The organism is Pseudomonas maumuensis (genome assembly GCF_019139675.1).
Classification (GTDB): Bacteria; Pseudomonadota; Gammaproteobacteria; order Pseudomonadales; family Pseudomonadaceae; genus Aquipseudomonas; species Aquipseudomonas maumuensis.
In genome coordinates, this window is sequence record NZ_CP077077.1 from 4,087,630 (window position 1) to 4,106,290 (window position 18,661).

The 18,661-nt window shown below is 64.6% G+C and carries 20 protein-coding genes; 3 read left to right on the plus strand and 17 right to left on the minus strand.

Going from position 1 to position 18,661, the window contains the following annotated elements:
- Nucleotides 1-2 precede the first annotated feature (2 nt).
- Genes ccmI through ccmA form a run of 9 tightly spaced genes read right to left on the minus strand, consistent with a single transcriptional unit; the run spans nt 3 to nt 6,910 of the window.
- Entirely contained in the window at nt 3-1,190 is a 1,188-nt protein-coding gene (ccmI, locus tag KSS90_RS18205) for a c-type cytochrome biogenesis protein CcmI (protein ID WP_217866698.1), read from the minus strand.
- Complete coding sequence (locus KSS90_RS18210; RefSeq protein WP_217866699.1) at nt 1,183-1,659, minus strand: cytochrome c-type biogenesis protein; 477 nt, start codon at nt 1,657-1,659, stop codon at nt 1,183-1,185. Before KSS90_RS18210 ends, ccmI begins: the two co-directional genes overlap by 8 nt.
- Nucleotides 1,656-2,192, minus strand: coding sequence for a DsbE family thiol:disulfide interchange protein (locus tag KSS90_RS18215; RefSeq protein WP_217866700.1), 537 nt, complete (start codon nt 2,190-2,192; stop codon nt 1,656-1,658). Before KSS90_RS18215 ends, KSS90_RS18210 begins: the two co-directional genes overlap by 4 nt.
- On the minus strand, nt 2,189-4,162 hold the full coding sequence (locus tag KSS90_RS18220; protein WP_217869825.1) for a heme lyase CcmF/NrfE family subunit: 1,974 nt from the start codon (nt 4,160-4,162) through the stop codon (nt 2,189-2,191). The genes KSS90_RS18215 and KSS90_RS18220 overlap by 4 nt, the downstream gene beginning before the upstream one ends.
- Before the next feature lie 11 nt (nt 4,163-4,173).
- Nucleotides 4,174-4,629 (minus strand): cytochrome c maturation protein CcmE, encoded by a 456-nt coding sequence (gene ccmE, locus KSS90_RS18225; RefSeq protein ID WP_023632021.1) that lies wholly within the window; start codon nt 4,627-4,629, stop codon nt 4,174-4,176.
- Nucleotides 4,626-4,802, minus strand: a complete 177-nt coding sequence (ccmD, locus tag KSS90_RS18230) for a heme exporter protein CcmD (protein ID WP_217866701.1) — start codon at nt 4,800-4,802, stop codon at nt 4,626-4,628. The genes ccmE and ccmD overlap by 4 nt, the downstream gene beginning before the upstream one ends.
- Nucleotides 4,799-5,566, minus strand: coding sequence for a heme ABC transporter permease (locus tag KSS90_RS18235; protein WP_023632019.1), 768 nt, complete (start codon nt 5,564-5,566; stop codon nt 4,799-4,801). The genes ccmD and KSS90_RS18235 overlap by 4 nt, the downstream gene beginning before the upstream one ends.
- Before the next feature lie 46 nt (nt 5,567-5,612).
- Nucleotides 5,613-6,281 carry a heme exporter protein CcmB gene (gene ccmB / locus KSS90_RS18240; RefSeq protein ID WP_031315999.1) on the minus strand — a complete coding sequence of 223 codons (669 nt, stop codon included), beginning with the start codon at nt 6,279-6,281 and terminating at the stop codon, nt 5,613-5,615.
- The gene (gene ccmA / locus KSS90_RS18245) at nt 6,278-6,910 is read right to left on the minus strand and encodes a cytochrome c biogenesis heme-transporting ATPase CcmA (protein WP_217866702.1); all 633 of its coding nucleotides are present in this window, start codon (nt 6,908-6,910) and stop codon (nt 6,278-6,280) included. The genes ccmB and ccmA overlap by 4 nt, the downstream gene beginning before the upstream one ends.
- A gap of 133 nt (nt 6,911-7,043) precedes the next feature.
- On the opposite strand from ccmA, the gene fliK reads away from it, so the two are divergent.
- Nucleotides 7,044-8,612 carry a flagellar hook-length control protein FliK gene (fliK, locus tag KSS90_RS18250; RefSeq protein ID WP_217866703.1) on the plus strand — a complete coding sequence of 523 codons (1,569 nt, stop codon included), beginning with the start codon at nt 7,044-7,046 and terminating at the stop codon, nt 8,610-8,612.
- The gene (locus KSS90_RS18255) at nt 8,609-8,950 is read left to right on the plus strand and encodes an EscU/YscU/HrcU family type III secretion system export apparatus switch protein (RefSeq protein WP_217866704.1); all 342 of its coding nucleotides are present in this window, start codon (nt 8,609-8,611) and stop codon (nt 8,948-8,950) included. The genes fliK and KSS90_RS18255 overlap by 4 nt, the downstream gene beginning before the upstream one ends.
- Here KSS90_RS18255 and KSS90_RS18260 read toward each other — a convergent pair.
- Nucleotides 8,941-10,122 carry a M91 family zinc metallopeptidase gene (locus tag KSS90_RS18260; RefSeq protein WP_217866705.1) on the minus strand — a complete coding sequence of 394 codons (1,182 nt, stop codon included), beginning with the start codon at nt 10,120-10,122 and terminating at the stop codon, nt 8,941-8,943. The genes KSS90_RS18255 and KSS90_RS18260 overlap by 10 nt on opposite strands.
- Nucleotides 10,123-10,385: 263 nt before the next feature.
- Between KSS90_RS18260 and KSS90_RS18265 the strand changes: the two genes are divergently transcribed.
- Nucleotides 10,386-13,142, plus strand: coding sequence for a dermonecrotic toxin domain-containing protein (locus KSS90_RS18265; RefSeq protein WP_217866706.1), 2,757 nt, complete (start codon nt 10,386-10,388; stop codon nt 13,140-13,142).
- Nucleotides 13,143-13,199: 57 nt separating this feature from the next.
- Here the strand turns inward: KSS90_RS18265 and KSS90_RS18270 are convergent, their stop codons facing one another.
- From KSS90_RS18270 to KSS90_RS18300, 7 genes are all read right to left on the minus strand, one after another.
- On the minus strand, nt 13,200-13,595 hold the full coding sequence (locus tag KSS90_RS18270; RefSeq protein WP_217866707.1) for a DUF2802 domain-containing protein: 396 nt from the start codon (nt 13,593-13,595) through the stop codon (nt 13,200-13,202).
- Between the two features lies 1 nt (nt 13,596).
- Complete coding sequence (locus tag KSS90_RS18275) at nt 13,597-14,076, minus strand: chemotaxis protein CheW (protein ID WP_023630607.1); 480 nt, start codon at nt 14,074-14,076, stop codon at nt 13,597-13,599.
- Between the two features lie 67 nt (nt 14,077-14,143).
- Nucleotides 14,144-15,064, minus strand: a complete 921-nt coding sequence (locus KSS90_RS18280) for a CheW domain-containing protein (protein WP_217866708.1) — start codon at nt 15,062-15,064, stop codon at nt 14,144-14,146.
- Nucleotides 15,064-15,852: a ParA family protein gene (locus KSS90_RS18285; RefSeq protein ID WP_046854695.1), complete on the minus strand. Its 789-nt coding sequence runs from the start codon at nt 15,850-15,852 to the stop codon at nt 15,064-15,066. Before KSS90_RS18285 ends, KSS90_RS18280 begins: the two co-directional genes overlap by 1 nt.
- A 78-nt stretch (nt 15,853-15,930) precedes the next feature.
- A complete protein-coding gene (motD, locus tag KSS90_RS18290; protein ID WP_217866709.1) occupies nt 15,931-16,788 on the minus strand; it encodes a flagellar motor protein MotD in 858 nt (285 codons plus the stop codon).
- 3 nt (nt 16,789-16,791) lie between these two features.
- Nucleotides 16,792-17,532 carry a flagellar motor protein gene (locus tag KSS90_RS18295; RefSeq protein ID WP_217866710.1) on the minus strand — a complete coding sequence of 247 codons (741 nt, stop codon included), beginning with the start codon at nt 17,530-17,532 and terminating at the stop codon, nt 16,792-16,794.
- The gene (locus KSS90_RS18300) at nt 17,532-18,656 is read right to left on the minus strand and encodes a protein-glutamate methylesterase/protein-glutamine glutaminase (protein WP_217866711.1); all 1,125 of its coding nucleotides are present in this window, start codon (nt 18,654-18,656) and stop codon (nt 17,532-17,534) included. The genes KSS90_RS18295 and KSS90_RS18300 overlap by 1 nt, the downstream gene beginning before the upstream one ends.
- Nucleotides 18,657-18,661 lie beyond the last annotated feature (5 nt).

Here is an 18,661-nt window from a genome sequence, read left to right on the forward strand (position 1 = left end):
TCTTACGAATCGGGGCTGTCGATGGTCAGGTGCTGGGTGGCCTGGGTGGTGGTGGCCAGTGGCGCACTCTGGCCCTTCCACTCGCCACGGGTCGGCACGCCGGCGCGCGAGACGCGGGCAACCAGTTGGACTTCGGTGAAGTCCGACAGTTTCATCTGCGGCATCATCGCATCGGCATCGGACAGCTCCACTTCGATCGGCAATTGCGCCACCGTCACCCGCTTGGCTGCCAGCGGCATGGGCGGGCCGTTGCTGGCACGGGCGAAGATGAACACGGTGTCGTCCGGGCGCACCTTGTCCTTGAGCGCCGCGGCCAGCTCGACCCGTACTTTCAGGCGAGCGGCCTCGGCGACCTTGCCGCCGCCGGCCTTGAGCTTGTCGGCGGCACGATCGATACCACCCTGCAGCGCGGCACGGGAGGCATCGCCCTGCGGCAGTTGCGCCAACAGGCGCTGCCAGTAGTCGATGGCTTCCTGGAAGCGCTCGCCCTCGAATGCAGCGATGCCACGCAGGCCCAGGCTGGTGACTTCCCGTGGGTCGGCCTTCAGCGCTTCATCGGTGAGCGCCTGCAGTTGCGCCGACCATTGTTTGTCGGCGGCGAAATACAGCGCCTGAGCCCATTGCCCAAGTAGCTCGGGCTGGCGTCCGGCCAAGGCCACGGCACGCTCGAAAGCCTTGGCCGCATCCACCGGCCGCTGCTCGGCCATGTAGGCCCGACCGAGGAAGTAAAGGCCTTCGGCCGAGTCCGGCTGGGCCTGCACCGCGCGCTCCAGGCGCGTGGTCATTTCGCTCATCGACTGCGGCGCGCTGGCGAACTCCTGGGTCAACTCGACCTTGTCGGCTGCGCCGAAGTGCAGGTAGAGCCCCAGGGCCATCACCGGCACCAGCACCGCCGCCAGCAGCGGGATGGCCTTGCCCAGGCGGCCCTGGCGCGCTGCCTCGTCGCGTTCGGTGTCGGCCAGCAGCTCGCGAGCGGCTTCGTCACGCCCCGTGGCCAATTGCCGGTCGTCGAGCACGCCGGCCGCCTGCTGGGCGGACAGTTCGGCGACGCGCTCCTCGTAGAGCGCCACATTGAGTGCGGTACGGTCTTGTTCGGCCTGCTGGCGGCGGTGGCCACGCAGGATCGGCAGCAGCAGAAAAGCCAGGGCGGCGAGCAGTAGCAGGCCCGCGCTAAGCCAGAATTCAGTCATGGGTACGTTCTTTATCCAGCAGTTTGGCCAGACGCTCGCGTTCGTCGGCGGACAGTTCGGTGTTGCCGGCCAGGGCCTGGCCGCGGCGGCGGCGGACGATCACCGCCAACACCACGAAACCACCGGCCAGGAGGATCCCCGGGCCGAACCAGAGCAGCCAGGTGCGCCCGCTGAGCGCAGGCTTGTAGCGCACGAAGTCGCCGTAGCGATCGACCATGAAATCAACGATCTGCTGGTTGTTCTTGCCTTCACCCAGCATGCGGAAGATCTCGCGGCGCAGGTCGGCGGCGATCGGTGCGTTGGAATCAGCGATGTCCTGGTTCTGGCACTTGGGGCAGCGCAGTTCCTTGGTCAGTTGCTGGTAGCGCTCGCGCTCGGCTTCGTCGCGGAACTGGTAGGTGTCGATGGCGGCCTTGGCCACCCCGGCCAGGCTCAGGCCGAGCACGGCAGCGGTAAGCCAGCGCCTCATGGCCTGGCCTCGTCGACCAGGCCCTGGTACAGCGGCGCCAGTTGCTCGCGCCACACCGTGGCATCGACCACACCGACATGCTTGTAGCGGATGATGCCCTTGGCGTCGATCAGGAAGGTTTCCGGCGCGCCATACACGCCCAGGTCCAGGCCCAGTGTGCCTTGCTGGTCGGCGATGTTCAGCTGGTAAGGGTTGTGGAACTCGGCCAGCCACTTCAGCGCGGCGGCGTTGTCGTCCTTGTAGTTGACCCCGTGGATCACCACGCCCTGCTCGGCCAGCTGGTTCAGGTACGGGTGCTCGACCTTGCACGACGGGCACCAGGTGCCCCACACGTTGACCAGCGCCGGGCGCCCGGCCAGGTCGGCCTGGGTAAGCGTACGATCGCCCTGCACCGCCGCCAGCGAGAACGCCGGGAAGGGCTTGCCGATCATCGCCGAAGGCAGTTCGTCGGGCTTGAGGAACAACCCCTTGTAGAGAAAGACCGCCACCAGCAGGAACACCGCCAGGGGCACCACCATGATCCAACGCTTCATGCAGTTGCTCCAGACACGCCCAGGGCCTCACGCACCCGGGTCTTGACCTTGACACGGTAGCGTCGGTCGAGGGCCGCCAGCAAGCCGCCCAGGCCGGTCAGCAGACCGCCCAGCCAGATCCAGCGGACATAAGGTTTGATATGTACCCGCACCGCCCAGGCGCCGTTTTCCAGCGGTTCGCCCAAGGCAACGTACAGATCGCGGGTGAAACCGGCATCGATGCCGGCCTCGGTCATCATCGACTGCTGCACGGTGTACAGGCGTTTTTCCGGGTGCAGCACGGACACTTCGCGGCCATCGCGCGAAACGCGGATAGTGCCCTTGTCGGAGATGAAGTTCGGGCCCTCAAAGTGTTTGGCGCCCTCGAACAGGAAGTGGTAACCGCCCAGCTCGACGGTCTCGCCCGGCGCCATGCGCAGGTCGCGCTCAGCACTGTTGTTGCTCGACAGCACCACGCCCAGGGCACAGACCACCAGGCCAAGGTGCGCCAGGTGCATGCCCCAATAGCTGCGGTTGAGCCCAGCCAGGCCTTTGACCAGGCCCTTGTGACGAGTCTTGTCGAGGATGTCGCGCACGCCAGCGAGCACCACCCAGGCAGCCAGGGCGAACACGCTGAGGGCCGGCCAATCGAAATCGTCGACGATCAGCCCGGCGACCGGTGCCAGCACCGCGCTACCGACCAGCACCGGGGTCAGCATGCCGGCCAGCCACTTGCCGGGGGTGTCCTTCCAACGCACCACCACACCGATACCCAGCACCACCATCAGCAGCGCCATCAGCGGCAGGAACAAGGCGTCGAAATACGGCGGGCCGACCGACAGCTTGGCCCCGGTCAGGGCGTCTAGCACCAGCGGATAGAGGGTGCCGAGCAGGATCATCGAGGCCGCCACCACCAGCACCAGGTTGTTGGCCAGAAGCAAGGTTTCACGGGACCACAGGGCAAAGCCCACCTGGCTCTTGACCACCGGGGCGCGCAGGGCGAACAGGGTCAGCGAGCCGCCGACCACGAACAGCAGGAAGAACAGGATGAAGATGCCGCGCGAAGGATCGGCGGCGAACGCGTGCACCGAGGTCAGTACACCGGAACGCACCAGGAATGTACCCAGCAGGCTCAGGGAGAACGCGGCGATGGCCAGCAGCACGGTCCAGCTCTTGAACACCCCGCGCTTTTCGGTGACCGCCAGCGAGTGGATCAGCGCCGTACCGACCAGCCAGGGCATGAACGAGGCGTTTTCGACCGGATCCCAGAACCACCAGCCGCCCCAGCCCAGTTCGTAGTAGGCCCACCACGAGCCGAGGGTGATGCCGACGCCGAGGAAGGCCCAGGCGACGATGGTCCAGGGCCGCGACCAGCGCGCCCAGGCCGCGTCCAGGCGCCCGCCGAGCAAGGCGGCGATGGCGAAGGCGAAAGCCACCGAGAAGCCCACGTAGCCCATGTACAGCATCGGTGGGTGGACGATCAGGCCGAAGTCCTGCAGCAGCGGGTTGAGGTCGCGTCCGTCGCCCGGCACCTGCGGCAGCAGGCGCTGGAACGGATTGGAAGTGATGATCAGGAAACTCAGGAAACCCACGCTGATCATGCCCATCACCGCCAGCACCCGGGCCAGCATCACCTGGGGCAACTGCCGCGAGAAGACCGACACGGCGAAGGTCCAGCCGCCGAGGATCAACGCCCACAGCAGCAGCGAGCCTTCGTGCGCGCCCCAGACGGCACTGAACTTGTAGTACCAGGGCAAGGCGCTGTTGGAGTTGCTGGCCACATAGGCGACCGAGAAGTTGTCGGTCATGAAGGCGTGGGTAAGGCAGGCAAAGGCGAAGGCCAGGAAGGCGAACTGCCCCCAGGCCGCCGGCCGCGCCAGGCCCATCCACAGGCTGTCGCCGCGCCAAGCGCCGAGCAGCGGCACGCTGGCCTGCACGGCGGCGAAGCAGATGGCCAGGATCATCGCCAATTGGCCCAGTTCGGGGATCACCAGAGCCGCGTTCATGGCTTGGCCCCCGCATCGCTGGCGGCCTGGCCGCTTTCCTTCAGGGCCTTGGTGACTTCCGGCGGCATGTATTTCTCGTCGTGCTTGGCCAATACCTCGTCGGCCACCACCACGCCGTCAGCGTTGAGTTTGCCGAGGGCGACGATGCCCTGCCCTTCGCGGAACAGGTCGGGGAGAATGCCACGGTAGGTGATCGGCACCGATTTGCTGTAGTCGGTGACCACGAAGCGTACGTCGAGCGAGTCGGCCGAGCGCTGCACCGAGCCCTTCTCGACCATGCCGCCGGCGCGGATGCGGGTGTCCAGGGGCGCCTCGCCGTTGGCGATCTGCGTCGGGGTGTAGAACAGGTTGATGTTCTGCTGCAGCGCACTCAGGGCAAAGCCCACGGCGACGCCGACACCGGCCAACAGGCCGAGGATGATGAACAGGCGTTTCTTGCGCTGCGGATTCACGGTTTGTTCTCCCGGCGCAGACGACGCGCCTCTTCTTGCAGGTAGCGACGGCGGGCCAGCAGCGGCGCGGCGACATTCAGCGCCAGCACCGCCAGGCAAATGCCATAGGCCGACCAGACGTACAGGCCATGATGGCCCATGGCGAGAAAATCAGCGAAGGAGGCAAAACTCATCGTGCCGCCTCCCGGCCAAGCTGGCTCAGCACTTCATCCTTGACCCAGCTGGCCCGCGCTTCGCGCTTGAGCACTTCCAGACGCATGCGCAGCAGCAGCACGGCGCCGAAGAAGCAATAGAAGCCCAACGCGGTGATCAGCAGCGGCGCCCACATTTCCACCGGCATTGCCGGCTTTTCGGTGAGGGTGAAGGTGGCGCCCTGGTGCAGGGTGTTCCACCACTCCACCGAGTATTTGATGATCGGGATGTTGATCACGCCGACGATCGCCAGTACCGCGCAGGCCTTGGCCGCGCTGTCGCGATTGCTGATGGCCTGGCCCAGGGCGATGATGCCGAAGTACAGGAACAGCAGGATGAGCATGGAGGTCAGGCGCGCATCCCAGACCCACCAACTGCCCCAGGTGGGCTTGCCCCAGATCGCCCCGGTGACCAGCGCCACCGCGGTCATCCAGGCACCGATCGGCGCCGCGCACTGCAGCGCGACATCGGCCAGTTTCATCTTCCACACCAGCCCCACCACGCCCGCCACGGCGAGCATCACATAGCACGACTGCGCCAGCATGGCGGTCGGCACATGGATATAGATGATGCGGAAACTGTTGCCCTGCTGGTAGTCCTGGGGGGCGAAGGCCAGCCCCCAGGTGATGCCGACCAGCAACAGCACGATGGCGCAAACGGTCAGCCACGGCAGCATGCGGCCGCTGATGGCATAGAACCATTTTGGGGAGCCTAGCTTGTGGAACCACGTCCAGCTTATTTTCATCAGGGTACATCCAGGGTGTTGGCCGGGCTGCAATGCCCGGCACTCGTTATTCGCCGACGCTGATCTTCAGCCCGGCCGCGATCGCAAAGGGTGCCAGTGTCACCGCCAGCGCCGTCAGGCTGGCGAGCCAGAGCAGATGACCGGTGGCGGGCATATTCTGCAACGCCGCCTGCAACGCACCACTGCCCAGGATCAATACAGGGATATACAACGGCAGAATCAGCAATGCCAGCAGCAGACCACCGCGCTTGAGACCGACCGTCAGCGCCGCCCCCACCGCGCCCAGCAGGCTCAGCACCGGGGTGCCCAACAGCAGGGAGGCGAGCAGCACCGGCAGGCAACTGGGCGGCAAACCCAGCATCAGCGCCAGCAGTGGTGCCAACAATACCAGCGCCAACCCGGAAAAGATCCAGTGCGCCAGCACCTTGGCCAGCACCAGCATGGCCAGCGGGTGCGGCGAAAGCACCCACTGCTCGAGCGAGCCGTCCTCGAAATCACTGCGGAACAACCCGTCCAGCGACAACAGTACCGCCAGCAAGGCCGCGACCCAGACCAGTCCTGGCGACAAGGTTTGCAACAATTGCGTCTCTGGCCCTACCGCCAGGGGGAACAGGGCGACGACGATGGCGAAGAACACCAGCGGGTTGGCCAGCTCCGCCGGGCGGCGGAACAACAGACGCGCCTCGCGGCGCAACAGAAGAAGGAATACGCTCATGCCGCCCATTGTCCCAGGTTCAGCTCGCGATAGCCGGATGGCTTGCGTTCGAGCGTATGGTGGGTGGTCAGCACCACGGTACCACCCTGCTCGCAGTGCGCTGCAAGGTGCGCTTCCAGTTGCGCCACGCCCTGCTTGTCGAGGGCGGTGAAAGGTTCGTCGAGGATCCACAGCGGCGGGCTGTCGAGGTACAACCGAGCCAGGGCCACCCGGCGCTGCTGGCCGGCGGACAGGGTATGGCAGGGCACATCCTCGAAACCGCGCAGGCCGACGGCCTCCAGCGCCTTCCAGATCGCCTCGCGGTTGGCCGGGCGATGCAATGCGCAGAGCCAGGCAAGGTTCTCTTCGGCGGTGAGCAAGTCCTTGATCCCGGCGGCGTGGCCGATCCACAGCAGGATGCTGGCCAGGGCATGGCGTTGCTCGGCCAACGGCTCGCCCCCCAGCAGGATCTGCCCGGCGGTGGGTTGCATGAGCCCTGCCAGCAGGCGCAGCAGGCTAGTCTTGCCGCTGCCGTTGGGGCCGGCGACCTGCAGCATGTCGCCAGGGTGCAGCTCGAAGTGCAGGTGCTCGAACAGCAGCCGCCAGTCGCGCTCGCAGGCCAGGCCCGCGGCTTGGAGGTGAAGGGTCACGGTATCGCCTTATGCAGTCTGTGTCTCAAGTCGCTTCAACCCTTGCCGTTATACTGGCAATGGCGAGCGAGCGGCATTATTGCACGCGCCACCGCGCTGCCAAGAGGGCTGGTTCGACAGGTTGTATACAATCATGACTGAAATCAATAGTCTCAGCACACAAACCGCGGTAAGCGCCCAAGCGACAAGGGCCGCGATGTCCGGCGAACTGCTGCGCCTGCTGCAAGCCCAGCCCGGTCTGCTGCCGCCTGGAGAGACCGCCGAAGCCGAGGTCGTCACCCTGCGCCAGATCGGTCAGGAATTCCAGATGCTGCTGCGGCTCACCCAGGCCAATGGCAACCAGATCCAGGTATTGACCACCGCCAGCCAGCCGATGCCCCCCGGCAGTTTGATCACCGTCACCCAGCCCGAGAGCAGCCGCCTGGCGGTGATGGTGCAGCAGGCCATTGCCGGCAACATCGCCACCTTGACTCAACTGGATACCCGGCAGCTCCCGGTCGGCACCTTGCTGCAGGCCAAGGTGCTGACCAGCCAGGCCCTGCCGCAAAGCCCTGGCTCAGCCGTCACCTTCCGCTCGCTGGTGAGCCTGCTAAACAGCAGCCAGGCCGGTGCCACCCTGGCCATCGACAGCCCGCGCAGGCTCCCCGTGGGCAGCCTGCTCAGCGCGCTGGTGCAGGGCGAGCAGGCGTTGCGCTTCGTGCCCCTGAGCGGTCGCCAGGACCAGTTGGCCGTCACCCAGCATCTGTCGACCCAACAGAGCCTCCAGGCCTCGCTGCCGGGCGTACTCGACAACCTGCAGCGGATCACCAGCAACCCCGATGCCGCCCCCGAGCTGCGTGCCAGTGCCGAACGCCTGCTCGCCAGCCTGCCGGATGCACGGCAAATGGGGGATGCCAAGGGGCTGGCGCAGGCGCTCAATAATAGCGGCACGTTCTTCGAGTCCAAACTACTCGGCGGGCTGGCCAGCGGTATAGCGCCCGACCTGAAGGCGCAGCTGGTCAAGCTGGTCGCCCAGGCACTGCCCAATGTTCCCGGACACCCGCCGCTGGCCCCCGCGCTGGCGACTGGCACCCTCGCCCAGGCCCTGCCCGGCCTGGCCCGCAGTGCCCTGGGCATGCTTGGCCAGGTCAGCCCTCGGCCATTGCCCAGTGCATTCCCCCTGCCCTCGCGCCTGCTGCAGAAGCTGGAAAGCGAAGGCGATTTGCAACAATTGCTGCGCCTGGCCGCTGCCGCCATTTCCCGCTTGCAAAGCCACTCGCTGTCCAGCCTGCAACAAAGCGGCACGCTCGAGAACGGCAACCAGCAGACCACCTGGCAGACCGAAGTGCCGGTACGCCATGGCCAGGAATTCATCCCCCTGCAGGTCAAGCTGCAACGCGAGGAGACCCCGAAACAGCAAACCGAACGGGAGCGCGAACAGCATGATCCGCTGCAGGCCCTATGGCGTATAGAGCTGGCCTTCGACCTGGTGCCACTGGGCCCGCTGCAGGTACAGGCACAATTGATCCAGGGCCGACTGTCAGGCCAGCTGTGGGCGGAACAGGAACGTACCGCGCGCTTGATCGACAGTCAGCTTGGCACCCTGCGCGAGCGCCTGCTGGCCCGTGGGCTGGATGTCGGCGACCTGGAGTGCCACCCCGGCACGCCCCCGCAGGGCCCGCGCACACGCCTCGAGCAACGTTGGGTGGATGAAACCGCATGAAGCACAAACAGCCACGCCAGGCCATCGCCCTGAGCTACGACGGCCAACAGGCCCCGACCCTGAGCGCCAAGGGCGACGACGAACTGGCCGAAGCCATCCTCGCCCTGGCCCGTGAGCACGAAGTGCCAATCTACGAGAACGCCGAACTGGTGCGCCTGCTGGCACGCCTAGAGTTGGGCGAGCAGATTCCCGAAGCGCTGTACCTGACCATCGCCGAAATCATCGCCTTCGCCTGGCAACTGCGCGGCAAGGTGCCGGTAGGCTTCGCCGACGAACCGCCAAGTGAACGCGACATCACGCCAACATTGCTGCACCTGCCGCCATCCGCTCAGGGATAAGTCAGCCGAGCAGGCAAACCGAGCTCACGACGTAGCGCGTTTTCGTTGAATGGATCAGGGTTGGTGCTTACCGCCGGAGTGGCGGCGTCATCATCGAAGTCAAAGGGCGGCTGACCGCTGTCGAGGCCGACGGCCTGCATTTCACCGTTACCCAGAATGCTGCCGGTCGCGAAGTTCCAAGCATGGCAAAGCTCATGATATAGGATCACCAGCGAAGGAAAACCGGGCATGTGGACAAGAGGATTATAGGAAACCACCATTTCTTGGATCCGAGCCCCTCGGCTACCGTTCACCACGCCTGCCCCTCCTTGGGCCCTGTCGTAGCCGGCCGTGGCATTGTCAAGCATGTCGCTATGCTCGATCTTCACTTTCACATTTCTAGCCACCAGATCTTCGAGCAGCACCGACGCCGTCGGGCTCGCCCTGAGTACGTTCAAGTGACGGATAACGTGTTGGATGTACTCAGGCGAGCCTTGGATATCGAACGTCTGAGTGTAGGCTTGAGGGAGCGAAGCATCATCCAGCGAGTGCATCAGCGGGGCATCGAAACCATCGACCGGGGTAACATTTCCGACCCTACCGTACACCCGATCATCGAGTGCGCCAGTGGTCAAGCGGTTATCGCCAGTGAGCGCTTCGATGATCGCCCGCCCGCCCTCGACGTAAACCCTGTCATCGCCGGGCCCACAGTGCAACATGCCAAGGTCGGCATCGCTGACGATCAAGTCGTTGCCGGAGCCGCCCTCGATCTCGACATCGGCCTGGCCCTTGGCAATGACTCGATCCGCGCCAGGCCCAGCACCGACCACGACGCTGCCCCCTGTCTGCGCCGACCCCATGCGCTGCAGATGGACTTCATCATCACCCTCCCCTGTTTCTATCACCGCGAGGGTGCTGGCATCGGTCAACATGAGCACCTTGTCATTGCCCTTGCCGGTCTTGATATGCAGCAGTTGTCCAGGTGCCGGTTCCACCTCGTAGACAACGTCCCACACGTGTATGGAGATACCGCTCAGTCGTGGTTCCACACGTAGCTCAACGGCCTTAATCAGCACTTCGATACGCAGTGCCGTACCCTCCTGAAAAATTGCCAACTGACGATCACGAAAAGGCAAAGGTTCGTGCCGAGGCGGATCCACGGGCGTATTCACAACGACATGATTCAAGCTCATAGCATGGTCTTCCAGAAAATGACTGAGCCTGGATCCTAGCGACGTCCACAACGGCGAGTGCGCTGCACAGGCTAACACCTGCATCCCATCCGAATGTGCCGGCCCCACCTGCGCTGACCAAGGGCCGTAGTAACTAACGCTTCAGCGCTGCATGAACTTGGCGCTAGCAGGGATTGAGCAGTCATTCAGGCTCAAATATGCACCGCAGTTGGCAAAAGCTTATGGCCAACCATGCAGGCTCCCCCCACCACCAGGCCTGGATCATGCTTAAGCTCAACATCAACGCCAGCGGCGTGCAGTTCGTCCGCGATCACCTCAAAAGCTTCCCCCGCCCCGACCGGGCAGCGGCCAACGCCATCCGCACCTGGAGCGCCGGGCGCGGCCAGCCGCTGGATCCGGACCGGGTCGCGGTTGTCACCTTCCACTACCAGCCACAAGGGGCGCAGGGCTACCTCGCCACGGTCATCGAACGCATGACTCTGACCCAGGCGGTACTGAGCAACTGGCAAGGTGAAACCAACAACAACCTGGCCGGCGCGCTGTTCGCCAGCCCCTGGGCCGGCACTTTCCCCGATGGCCCCGTCACTTTCGTCGACGCCCTGCCCACGCCCAGCCAATGGCAAACCGGCGCCAGCTATCAGGTCTACAACGGCCTATTCCGTATCGAACAACCCGAGCGTATCGATGCCAGCAGCCATGTACTGGTCGCGGCCGAGGCGTTCCAGTCGTTCATCTGGGATCTGGACCTGCACACTGCCTACGCGACTATGCTGGACAACTATTGGGAAGCGTCCTTCGCCAGCCATCGATTGACGGCCAAGCTTGCCTTCATCACCGCCTGCAACAAACAGGTACAGGAAGGCAGCCTCAGCGATGCGGCGCGCAAGCTCGCCTGGCAAGCCGCCGGCCTGAGTGAGGAGGCCCCAGGCCTGCAGGCCTGCACGCTGAACATCTATGGCTACGCCAGTACCGACGCACTGCTGCTAAGCACCACTGATGCCTCGCTGGTCGTGCTCTACTTGCCCGGCAACAGCTCGCCCTTGCACCAATTCGCCAATCTGGACGCCCTGCGCGACTGGGTCGGCGTGCAATGCCGGGACGGGCAAAAGCGTGCCGCGCTGAAGCGCTACTTCGCCCAAGCCGACGGGCCGGATGGCCTGGATTTCAGCGGCCTGGACGAAGCCCTGATCGGCCTTGGGACCTACCCTGCCATACACCACCGCTCGCCGCAGCGCGCCGGTTTCACCACGGACGGGCCCTGGTCTGCGCGCCAGTACGTGCATTACCGGCCAGAACATTACAGCGCGCCGCTGACCGGCGACCTGTTCCAGGCACTGGCCGAACGCCAGAAAGCCCGAACCTATGCCGACGCCGATTTCATCATCACCAGCGATTACGACGTGAGCAAAGCCCGCTGGCGCGGCTACCTGAATTCGGCCATGAACCTGCTGGCGCCGCTGGCGCTGGTGGTGCCCGAACTGTTGGTGATCGTTGCCGCCGGCGGCATTGCCCAATTCGGCCTGGGGCTGGACCAGGCCATCAACGGCAAGGACGCACAACGACAGGCCGAAGGTGTCCAGACCCTCACCTACGGCCTGCTCAACGCAACGGTCCTGCCAGTCGCGCTCGAACACCTCGGCCAGTTGTTCCGGGTCAAGAGCGAAGGCTTCGTCATTCTTCCCAGCCGGATCAACGAGCAATGGGGCTACCCGCTTAGCCCACTGGACGCCCCGCGGCTCCCTGAAATGGAAGTGGCCCGCTACTTCAACATTCCCGACAATATCGCGCCCCTGGCTGGAGCCGACGAGGCCACCGCCGGCGCGGTGATCAGGAGCCCCAGGTACGATGGCCGACCGGACATGCTCTCGACCTGTATCGATACCTACAATGAAGAAGTGGTGTACGACATGGAGCAGGACGCGTTCATCATCGAACGCGACACCAACCAAGTCAGTCCTCGACTCTACGCGGCCCGCGCGGGCTCCAGGGAGTTGCGTTTCGTGGAGCGCGGACGCCCGATCACCGACCTGATGCGCAGCGTCACCTTGCGAGCGCTGGGCGTGGACCTGCCCCTGCCCCTCGAACTTCCTCTCGCCCCCGCCCTTGGCAGCGCCCCCATTGCAAAGACCATCTCCTGTCTGTGGGTGGGCGACAGAGCCATCGGCGCCGACTTGATCGACAACCTGGGCCACAACGCCACCCAACTGAAGAACAGCACCTACACCTACCGCCTGTACCTGTCGAACGCCAACACGGCCGCGTACGAGCAAAATCTGCGCCTGCTCGCCGAAGGAGCGCCCGATTTGCAGGTGTTACCCCTGGAGGAGCAGCCGTTCTACAAGGCGTTCAAGCAGAGCCCCTACCATCGGCAATATCAGGCGGCGCTGGACGGCAATGGCGGGGTAGCGACCAACTTCGCCTCGGCATCGGACACCTTGCGTTACTACATGCTCGACCAGCAAGGCGGCTTATACATGGATGTGGACGACAGCTTCCTGGCAGCCGGCGAGTATCCCTACGTGGTCGACGGGCAAGGCCTTGGCCAGCCCGGCGAGCCTATCGACCGAGTGCCTTTGCTGGCAACCCCTGACGGCCTGGTGCTGCCGCCACCGATGTCCAACGAGAAGATGGGTATGACCTGCCTGTACAACACCAGCATGATCGGCAGCCATGCCAACAACCCGACGCTCAAGGCCATCCTCGAGGAGATGCACGCGCGGTTCCAGGCCAGCCCGGCGTTCTACGACAGCAAGCCGGACCTGGCCAGCGACCCAGCGGGATTCTATCGTTATGCCAGCGAACTGAGCCGGTTGACAGGGCCACGCCTGCTCACCGATGTGCTCGATCGAGAGCTGGCGAGCCTCTACCGCCTGCGACAGGTGTTCAATCTGAGTTGCCTGCCCAAGGTAAATGCCTGGCAGTACGTGAACCCGGACGCGGTGGCGCAAGCCACGCACGCCCTCTTGCCTTTGAATCGGATTGCCAAGGTCGGCGGTAACCACTCCTGGGCCAGGACCTGATGCAACGGCAAGGATCCGAATGAGCGGTAGCTACAACACCAAGCTGGGCAACCGTGATCACTCGCCGCGGTGCAGCTTGCTCATCAACTGCGCCTCGGCCTGGGTCAAGCCGCAGGTCTGGGTGAGCTCCTCGACGCTGGCGCCCATCCCCACCAGCTTGGCGGCCTGGGCGAAGGTCACGCTGTTGGGGTCGCGCTGCTCGAGTTGCTGCAGCTTCTCAGGCAACGGCGCCAGCACCGCGCGCAACTCATGGATCGCTTCGCCCATGCGCACGGTGCCGTTCTGGTAGTCGTCCAGACGCTTGGCGAGGTCTTTGATGCGCTGGTCACGCAGCGCATCGCCCTGGGCCTGCTGGGCGGCCAGCTCGCGCTGGCGCTTGCTGTAGTTGAGGAAGAACCACAGGCTCAGGGCCCACAGCAGCGCCAGGAAGATGACAGCAACCTCGAAGATCAACTCAGATGTTCTCCAGCTCGGACCACTCTTCCTCGGTCATCATCTTGTCCAGCTCGACCAGGATCAGCAGCTCGCCGTTCTTGTTGCACACGCCCTGGATGAACTTGGCCGATTCTTCGTTGCCGACGTTCGGCGCGGTCTCGATCTCCGACTGACGCAGGTACACCACTTCAGCAACGCTGTCGACGAGGATACCGACCACCTGCTTGTCCGCCTCGATGATGACGATGCGGGTGTTGTCGGTGACTTCGCTCGACATCAGGCCGAAGCGCTGGCGGGTGTCGATCACCGTCACCACGTTGCCGCGCAGGTTGATGATGCCCAGCACATAGCTGGGGGCGCCCGGTACCGGGGCGATCTCGGTATAGCGCAGGACTTCCTGCACCTGCATGACATTGATGCCGTAGGACTCGTTGTCCAGACGGAAGGTTACCCACTGCAGGATCGGATCTTCGGAACCTTGTGCAGACGACTTTTTCATTCCCCTAGCCCTCAAAATCCGCCATTGGCGGTGTGCTCTGTATTACCGCGGCAGTAGCGGCGTTGATTCAGTTGTGTTTGGTGTTCATTTTCTTGACCGCACCACTGGCGATCAGCTCGGCCAATTCGGCGACATCGAGCAGCGCGCACATGTGTTCGATCACCGTGCCGGCCAGCCACGGGCGTTGGCCACGCTGGCTACGCCACTTGATCTCGTTCGGGTCCAGACGCAACGAGCGGCTGACCTGATGTACGGCCAATCCCCACTCGTAGCCCTGGACCGAAATAACGTACTGCAGGCCCTGACGGAAGTCGTCGCGGTAACGGTCCGGCATCACCCAGCGCGCCGTGTCGAGCACCTTTAGGTTGCCCGCCTGGCACGTGAGGATACCGAGGAACCAGTCCGGCTGGCCGAACAGCGGCGTCAGCTCCTGACCGGCCAGGGTATAGATCGACCCCAGGCACACCAGCGGTACCGCCAAGGTCAACCCGGCGACATCGAACAGCAGGCACTCGAACGGCTCAGCGGCCCATTCCGGGCGCCCATCGACCGTGGTCGGCGGTGTCGGCGCGCCAGGTGAAGCCGACACATGCAGCTCCACCAGCGGCATCGCGGGCGCGATGGCCGGGGTATCGGTCAGCACCGGGATGCTGGCCTCAGCCACCACCTCGTGCTCGACCACGGCGACCACCGGCTCCATCACTGGCGCGGCGGGTGGCAGCACGGTCGGCAGGATCTTGGCCTGCGGCTCGGCGAAAGGCCGGGGCGCAGGCATGACCGGCGCTACCTGGCGCTGGGCATCGCGGGCCTGTTCCTCGCGTACCGCCGCCTCGAACTCATCGCCGGGAGCCTGTTCCACGGGCTGCGCGCCTGGCGCGTCTTGCTCGTGCGGCAACTCGAGCGGCTCGGTGGCCTCCTGCAGCAACCCATCAAGGTAGGACTGCAAGGCCATCTGAGGCTTGGTGGTGATGTGCGGGGCCTGGTTCATCAGGCCACCTGCAACGCGGAGCGGTAAGTGAGCAGGTGCTTGAGCAGCGCCCGGTAAGCGACCACGCCACGGCTCTTGCCATCGAACTGCGAAGGCGTGACGCCGTTGCGGCTGGCATCACGCAAGCGCGTATCCACCGGAATGTAACCTTGCCAGACCTGGTCGCCATAAGTGTCGCGCAGCACCTTCAGGGTACCCAGCGAAGCCTGGGTGCGGCGGTCGAACAGGGTCGGCACGATCTGGTACGGCAACGCCTGCTTGCGTGAACGGTTGATCATCCCCAGCGTGCCGACCATGCGCTCCAGGCCCTTGACCGCGAGAAACTCGGTCTGCACCGGGATCACCAACTGCTGGCTGGCGGCCAGGGCGTTGACCATCAGCACGCCCAGCAAGGGTGGGCTGTCGATCAGGGCGAAGTCGAAATCCTGCCACAGCTGCGCCAGACTCTTGGCGATCACCAGGCCCAGGCCACTCTGCCCCGGCGACTGGCGCTCCAGCACCGCCAATGCAGTGCTCGACGGCAGCAGCGAGATGCGTTCGTCACTGGTGGGCAGCAGCAATTGGCCCGGCAGCCCTTCGGGCACCGTGCCCTTGTGCAGGAACAGGTCGTAGCAGCTGTGCTCCAGCGCATCGGGGTTGTGCCCGAAGTAGCTGGTCATCGAACCGTGCGGGTCAAGGTCGACCACGACCACGCGCTTACCCGCCTCGGCCAGCAGGCCGGCCAGGGCGATGGTGGTGGTGGTCTTGCCGACGCCACCTTTTTGATTGGCTACTGCCCAGACTCTCATCGTGCGTTGCTTCCTCCCGGGATGGCCGCCTGCCCTGCCGGGAACGGTGTGAAATTCAGTGACGGGGAATTGACGAAATCAGCCCCCGCCCCCCGCTGCTGGCGAGGCTGGTGCACTTTGTGTGCCAGCCCGGCGCATCGCCGCATCCGGGGTGGCATTGGCGCTGCCACTGCCGGTCAGGCTGCGACGCACCTCGAGGTTGCGCGAGATCACCAGTACCACGCGCCGATTGCGCGCACGGCCTTCGGCGCTGTCGTTGCTCGCTACCGGCTGGTACTCGCCATACCCCACCGAGGCCATGCGAGCCGGGCTGATACCCTCCATGGCCAGCAGGCGCACGATGCTCGCCGCCCGCGCCGACGACAGCTCCCAGTTGGTCGGATACTGCGCAGTGCGGATCGGCAGGTTATCGGTGAAGCCTTCCACATGCACCGGGTTGGCGAACGGTTTGAGGATCCGGGCCACCTTCTCGATGATCTCGAAGGCGACATCGCTGGGCATGGCGTCGGCACTGGCGAACAGCAGCGAGGAGTTGAGCTCGATCTCCACCCACAGTTCGTTGCCGCGCACGGTCATCTGGTCGGACTTGATCAGGTCACCGAAAGCGTCACGCACATCGTCGGTGATGGTCTTGAGCGGATCGGCGCTGGTCTGGGCCAGGCCGGCGTCGGTCTGCTCGCTATCCTTGATCAACGGCTCGGCCGGCTTGACGCTCAACGGCCGCTCATCGCCGATGGGGATCGGTTTCATGCTGCGCTCGGGGTCGTTGAACACCCCGATCAGCGCCTGGGATATCTGCTTGTACTTGCCCTCGTTGATCGACGAGATCGAGTACATGACCACGAAGAAAGCGAACAGCAGGGTAATGAAGTCGGCATACGAGACCAGCCAACGCTCGTGGTTCTCGTGCTCTTCGATCTTGCGACGGCGGGCCATGGCTTACTCCATGAAGCCTTGCAGCTTCAGCTCGATCGAGCGTGGGTTCTCGCCTTCGGCGATCGACAGCAGGCCTTCGAGCAGCATCTCGCGGTAACGCGATTGGCGCAGGGTGATGGCCTTCAGCTTGTTGGCGACCGGCAGCAGGATCAGGTTGGCACTGGCCACGCCATAGATGGTGGCGACGAACGCCACGGCGATGCCGTTGCCCAGCTGCGACGGGTCGGCCAGGTTGCCCATCACATGGATCAGGCCCATGACCGCGCCGATGATACCGATGGTCGGCGCGTAGCCGCCCATGCTCTCGAATACCTTGGCGGCCTGGATGTCACGGGACTCCTGGGTCAGGAAGTCGACTTCGAGGATGCTGCGAATGGCTTCCGGCTCGGCGCCGTCGACCAGCAGTTGCAGGCCTTTGCGCGCATAGGGATCTGGCTCGGAGTCAGCCACGCCTTCCAGGCCCAGCAGACCCTCCTTGCGCGCCGTCAGGCTCCAGTTCACCACCCGGTCGATGCCCCCGGCCAGATCGACCCGTGGCGGGAAGAAGATCCAGCGGACGATCTGCAAGGCACGCTTGAACGATGACAACGGCGACTGCAGCAATGCCGCCGCCAGGGTACCGCCCAGCACGATCAGCGCCGCCGGGCCGTTGATCAGCGCACCGACGTGGCCGCCCTCCATGAAATTACCGCCGACGATGGCGACAAAGGCGAGGATCAGGCCGATCAGGCTCAACACATCCATCAGACGCAAGCCTCGACCAGGTGCTTGCCGATCTCGTCCAGGCTGTAGACGGCGTCGGCGAGGTTGGCCTTGACGATGGCCATGGGCATGCCATAGATCACGCAGCTGGCTTCATCCTGCGCCCACACGGTGCTGCCACCCTGCTTGAGCAGGCGCGCGCCTTCGCGGCCATCGGCGCCCATGCCGGTGAGAACCACCGAGAGCACCTTGTCGCCGTAGGATTTTGCGGCGGAGCCGAAGGTGATATCCACGCAAGGCTTGTAGTTCAAACGTTCGTCGCCCGGCAGGATCTTCACCGTGCCACGGCCGTCGACCATCATCTGCTTGCCACCCGGAGCCAGCAGGGCCAGGCCAGGGCGCAACACGTCACCGTCCTCGGCCTCCTTGACGCTGATCTTGCACAATTTGTCCAAGCGTTCGGCAAAGGCCTTGGTGAAGGCAGCCGGCATGTGCTGGATCAGCACGATCGGCGCCGGGAAACCGGCGGGCAGCTGGGTCAGCACCCGCTGCAGCGCCACCGGGCCACCCGTGGAGGTGCCGATGGCGACCAGTTTGTATGGCTTGCGCTTGGGTGCCGGCGAATGCGCGGCAGCCGGTGCCGCGGCACGGGCCGGGGCGGCAGTGCGCGCAGGCGCGGTGCCAGCGAAGCTGCTGGCTGGGGCGTGGCTGCTGGCCGGCGTCGGCGCTGCTGCCGGTGCCGGGCTGGAATAGGCACTGAAGCGGCGATTGCTGCGCGAGATGGTGTGGACCTTCTCGCACAGCATCTGCTTGACCTTTTCCGGGTTGCGCGAGATGTCTTCGAAATTCTTCGGCAGGTAGTCGACCGCACCGGCATCCAGGGCATCGAGGGTGACGCGGGCGCCTTCGTGGGTCAACGAGGAGAACATCAATACCGGCGTCGGGCAGCGCTGCATGATGTGGCGCACTGCGGTGATGCCGTCCATCATGGGCATTTCATAGTCCATGGTGATGACATCGGGTTTGAGCGCCAGCGCCTGGTCGATCGCTTCCTTGCCGTTGGTCGCGGTACCCACGACCTGGATCGTCGGGTCCGCAGAGAGAATTTCCGAGACGCGGCGGCGGAAGAAACCGGAATCATCCACCACCAGGACCTTGACTGCCATAAACA

What these genes read in the sequence shown, in the direction of transcription:
- ccmI (WP_217866698.1), bottom strand. Translation starts at nt 1,190, where the DNA reads ATGACTGAATTCTGGCTTAGCGCGGGCCTGCTACTGCTCGCCGCCCTG.
- KSS90_RS18210 (WP_217866699.1), bottom strand. Translation starts at nt 1,659, where the DNA reads ATGAGGCGCTGGCTTACCGCTGCCGTGCTCGGCCTGAGCCTGGCCGGG.
- KSS90_RS18215 (WP_217866700.1), bottom strand. Translation starts at nt 2,192, where the DNA reads ATGAAGCGTTGGATCATGGTGGTGCCCCTGGCGGTGTTCCTGCTGGTG.
- ccmD (WP_217866701.1), bottom strand. Translation starts at nt 4,802, where the DNA reads ATGAGTTTTGCCTCCTTCGCTGATTTTCTCGCCATGGGCCATCATGGC.
- KSS90_RS18235 (WP_023632019.1), bottom strand. Translation starts at nt 5,566, where the DNA reads ATGAAAATAAGCTGGACGTGGTTCCACAAGCTAGGCTCCCCAAAATGG.
- ccmB (WP_031315999.1), bottom strand. Translation starts at nt 6,281, where the DNA reads ATGAGCGTATTCCTTCTTCTGTTGCGCCGCGAGGCGCGTCTGTTGTTC.
- fliK (WP_217866703.1), top strand. Translation starts at nt 7,044, where the DNA reads ATGACTGAAATCAATAGTCTCAGCACACAAACCGCGGTAAGCGCCCAA.
- KSS90_RS18255 (WP_217866704.1), top strand. Translation starts at nt 8,609, where the DNA reads ATGAAGCACAAACAGCCACGCCAGGCCATCGCCCTGAGCTACGACGGC.
- KSS90_RS18260 (WP_217866705.1), bottom strand. Translation starts at nt 10,122, where the DNA reads ATGAGCTTGAATCATGTCGTTGTGAATACGCCCGTGGATCCGCCTCGG.
- KSS90_RS18265 (WP_217866706.1), top strand. Translation starts at nt 10,386, where the DNA reads ATGCTTAAGCTCAACATCAACGCCAGCGGCGTGCAGTTCGTCCGCGAT.
- KSS90_RS18275 (WP_023630607.1), bottom strand. Translation starts at nt 14,076, where the DNA reads ATGAAAAAGTCGTCTGCACAAGGTTCCGAAGATCCGATCCTGCAGTGG.
- KSS90_RS18280 (WP_217866708.1), bottom strand. Translation starts at nt 15,064, where the DNA reads ATGAACCAGGCCCCGCACATCACCACCAAGCCTCAGATGGCCTTGCAG.
- KSS90_RS18285 (WP_046854695.1), bottom strand. Translation starts at nt 15,852, where the DNA reads ATGAGAGTCTGGGCAGTAGCCAATCAAAAAGGTGGCGTCGGCAAGACC.
- motD (WP_217866709.1), bottom strand. Translation starts at nt 16,788, where the DNA reads ATGGCCCGCCGTCGCAAGATCGAAGAGCACGAGAACCACGAGCGTTGG.
- KSS90_RS18295 (WP_217866710.1), bottom strand. Translation starts at nt 17,532, where the DNA reads ATGGATGTGTTGAGCCTGATCGGCCTGATCCTCGCCTTTGTCGCCATC.
- KSS90_RS18300 (WP_217866711.1), bottom strand. Translation starts at nt 18,656, where the DNA reads ATGGCAGTCAAGGTCCTGGTGGTGGATGATTCCGGTTTCTTCCGCCGC.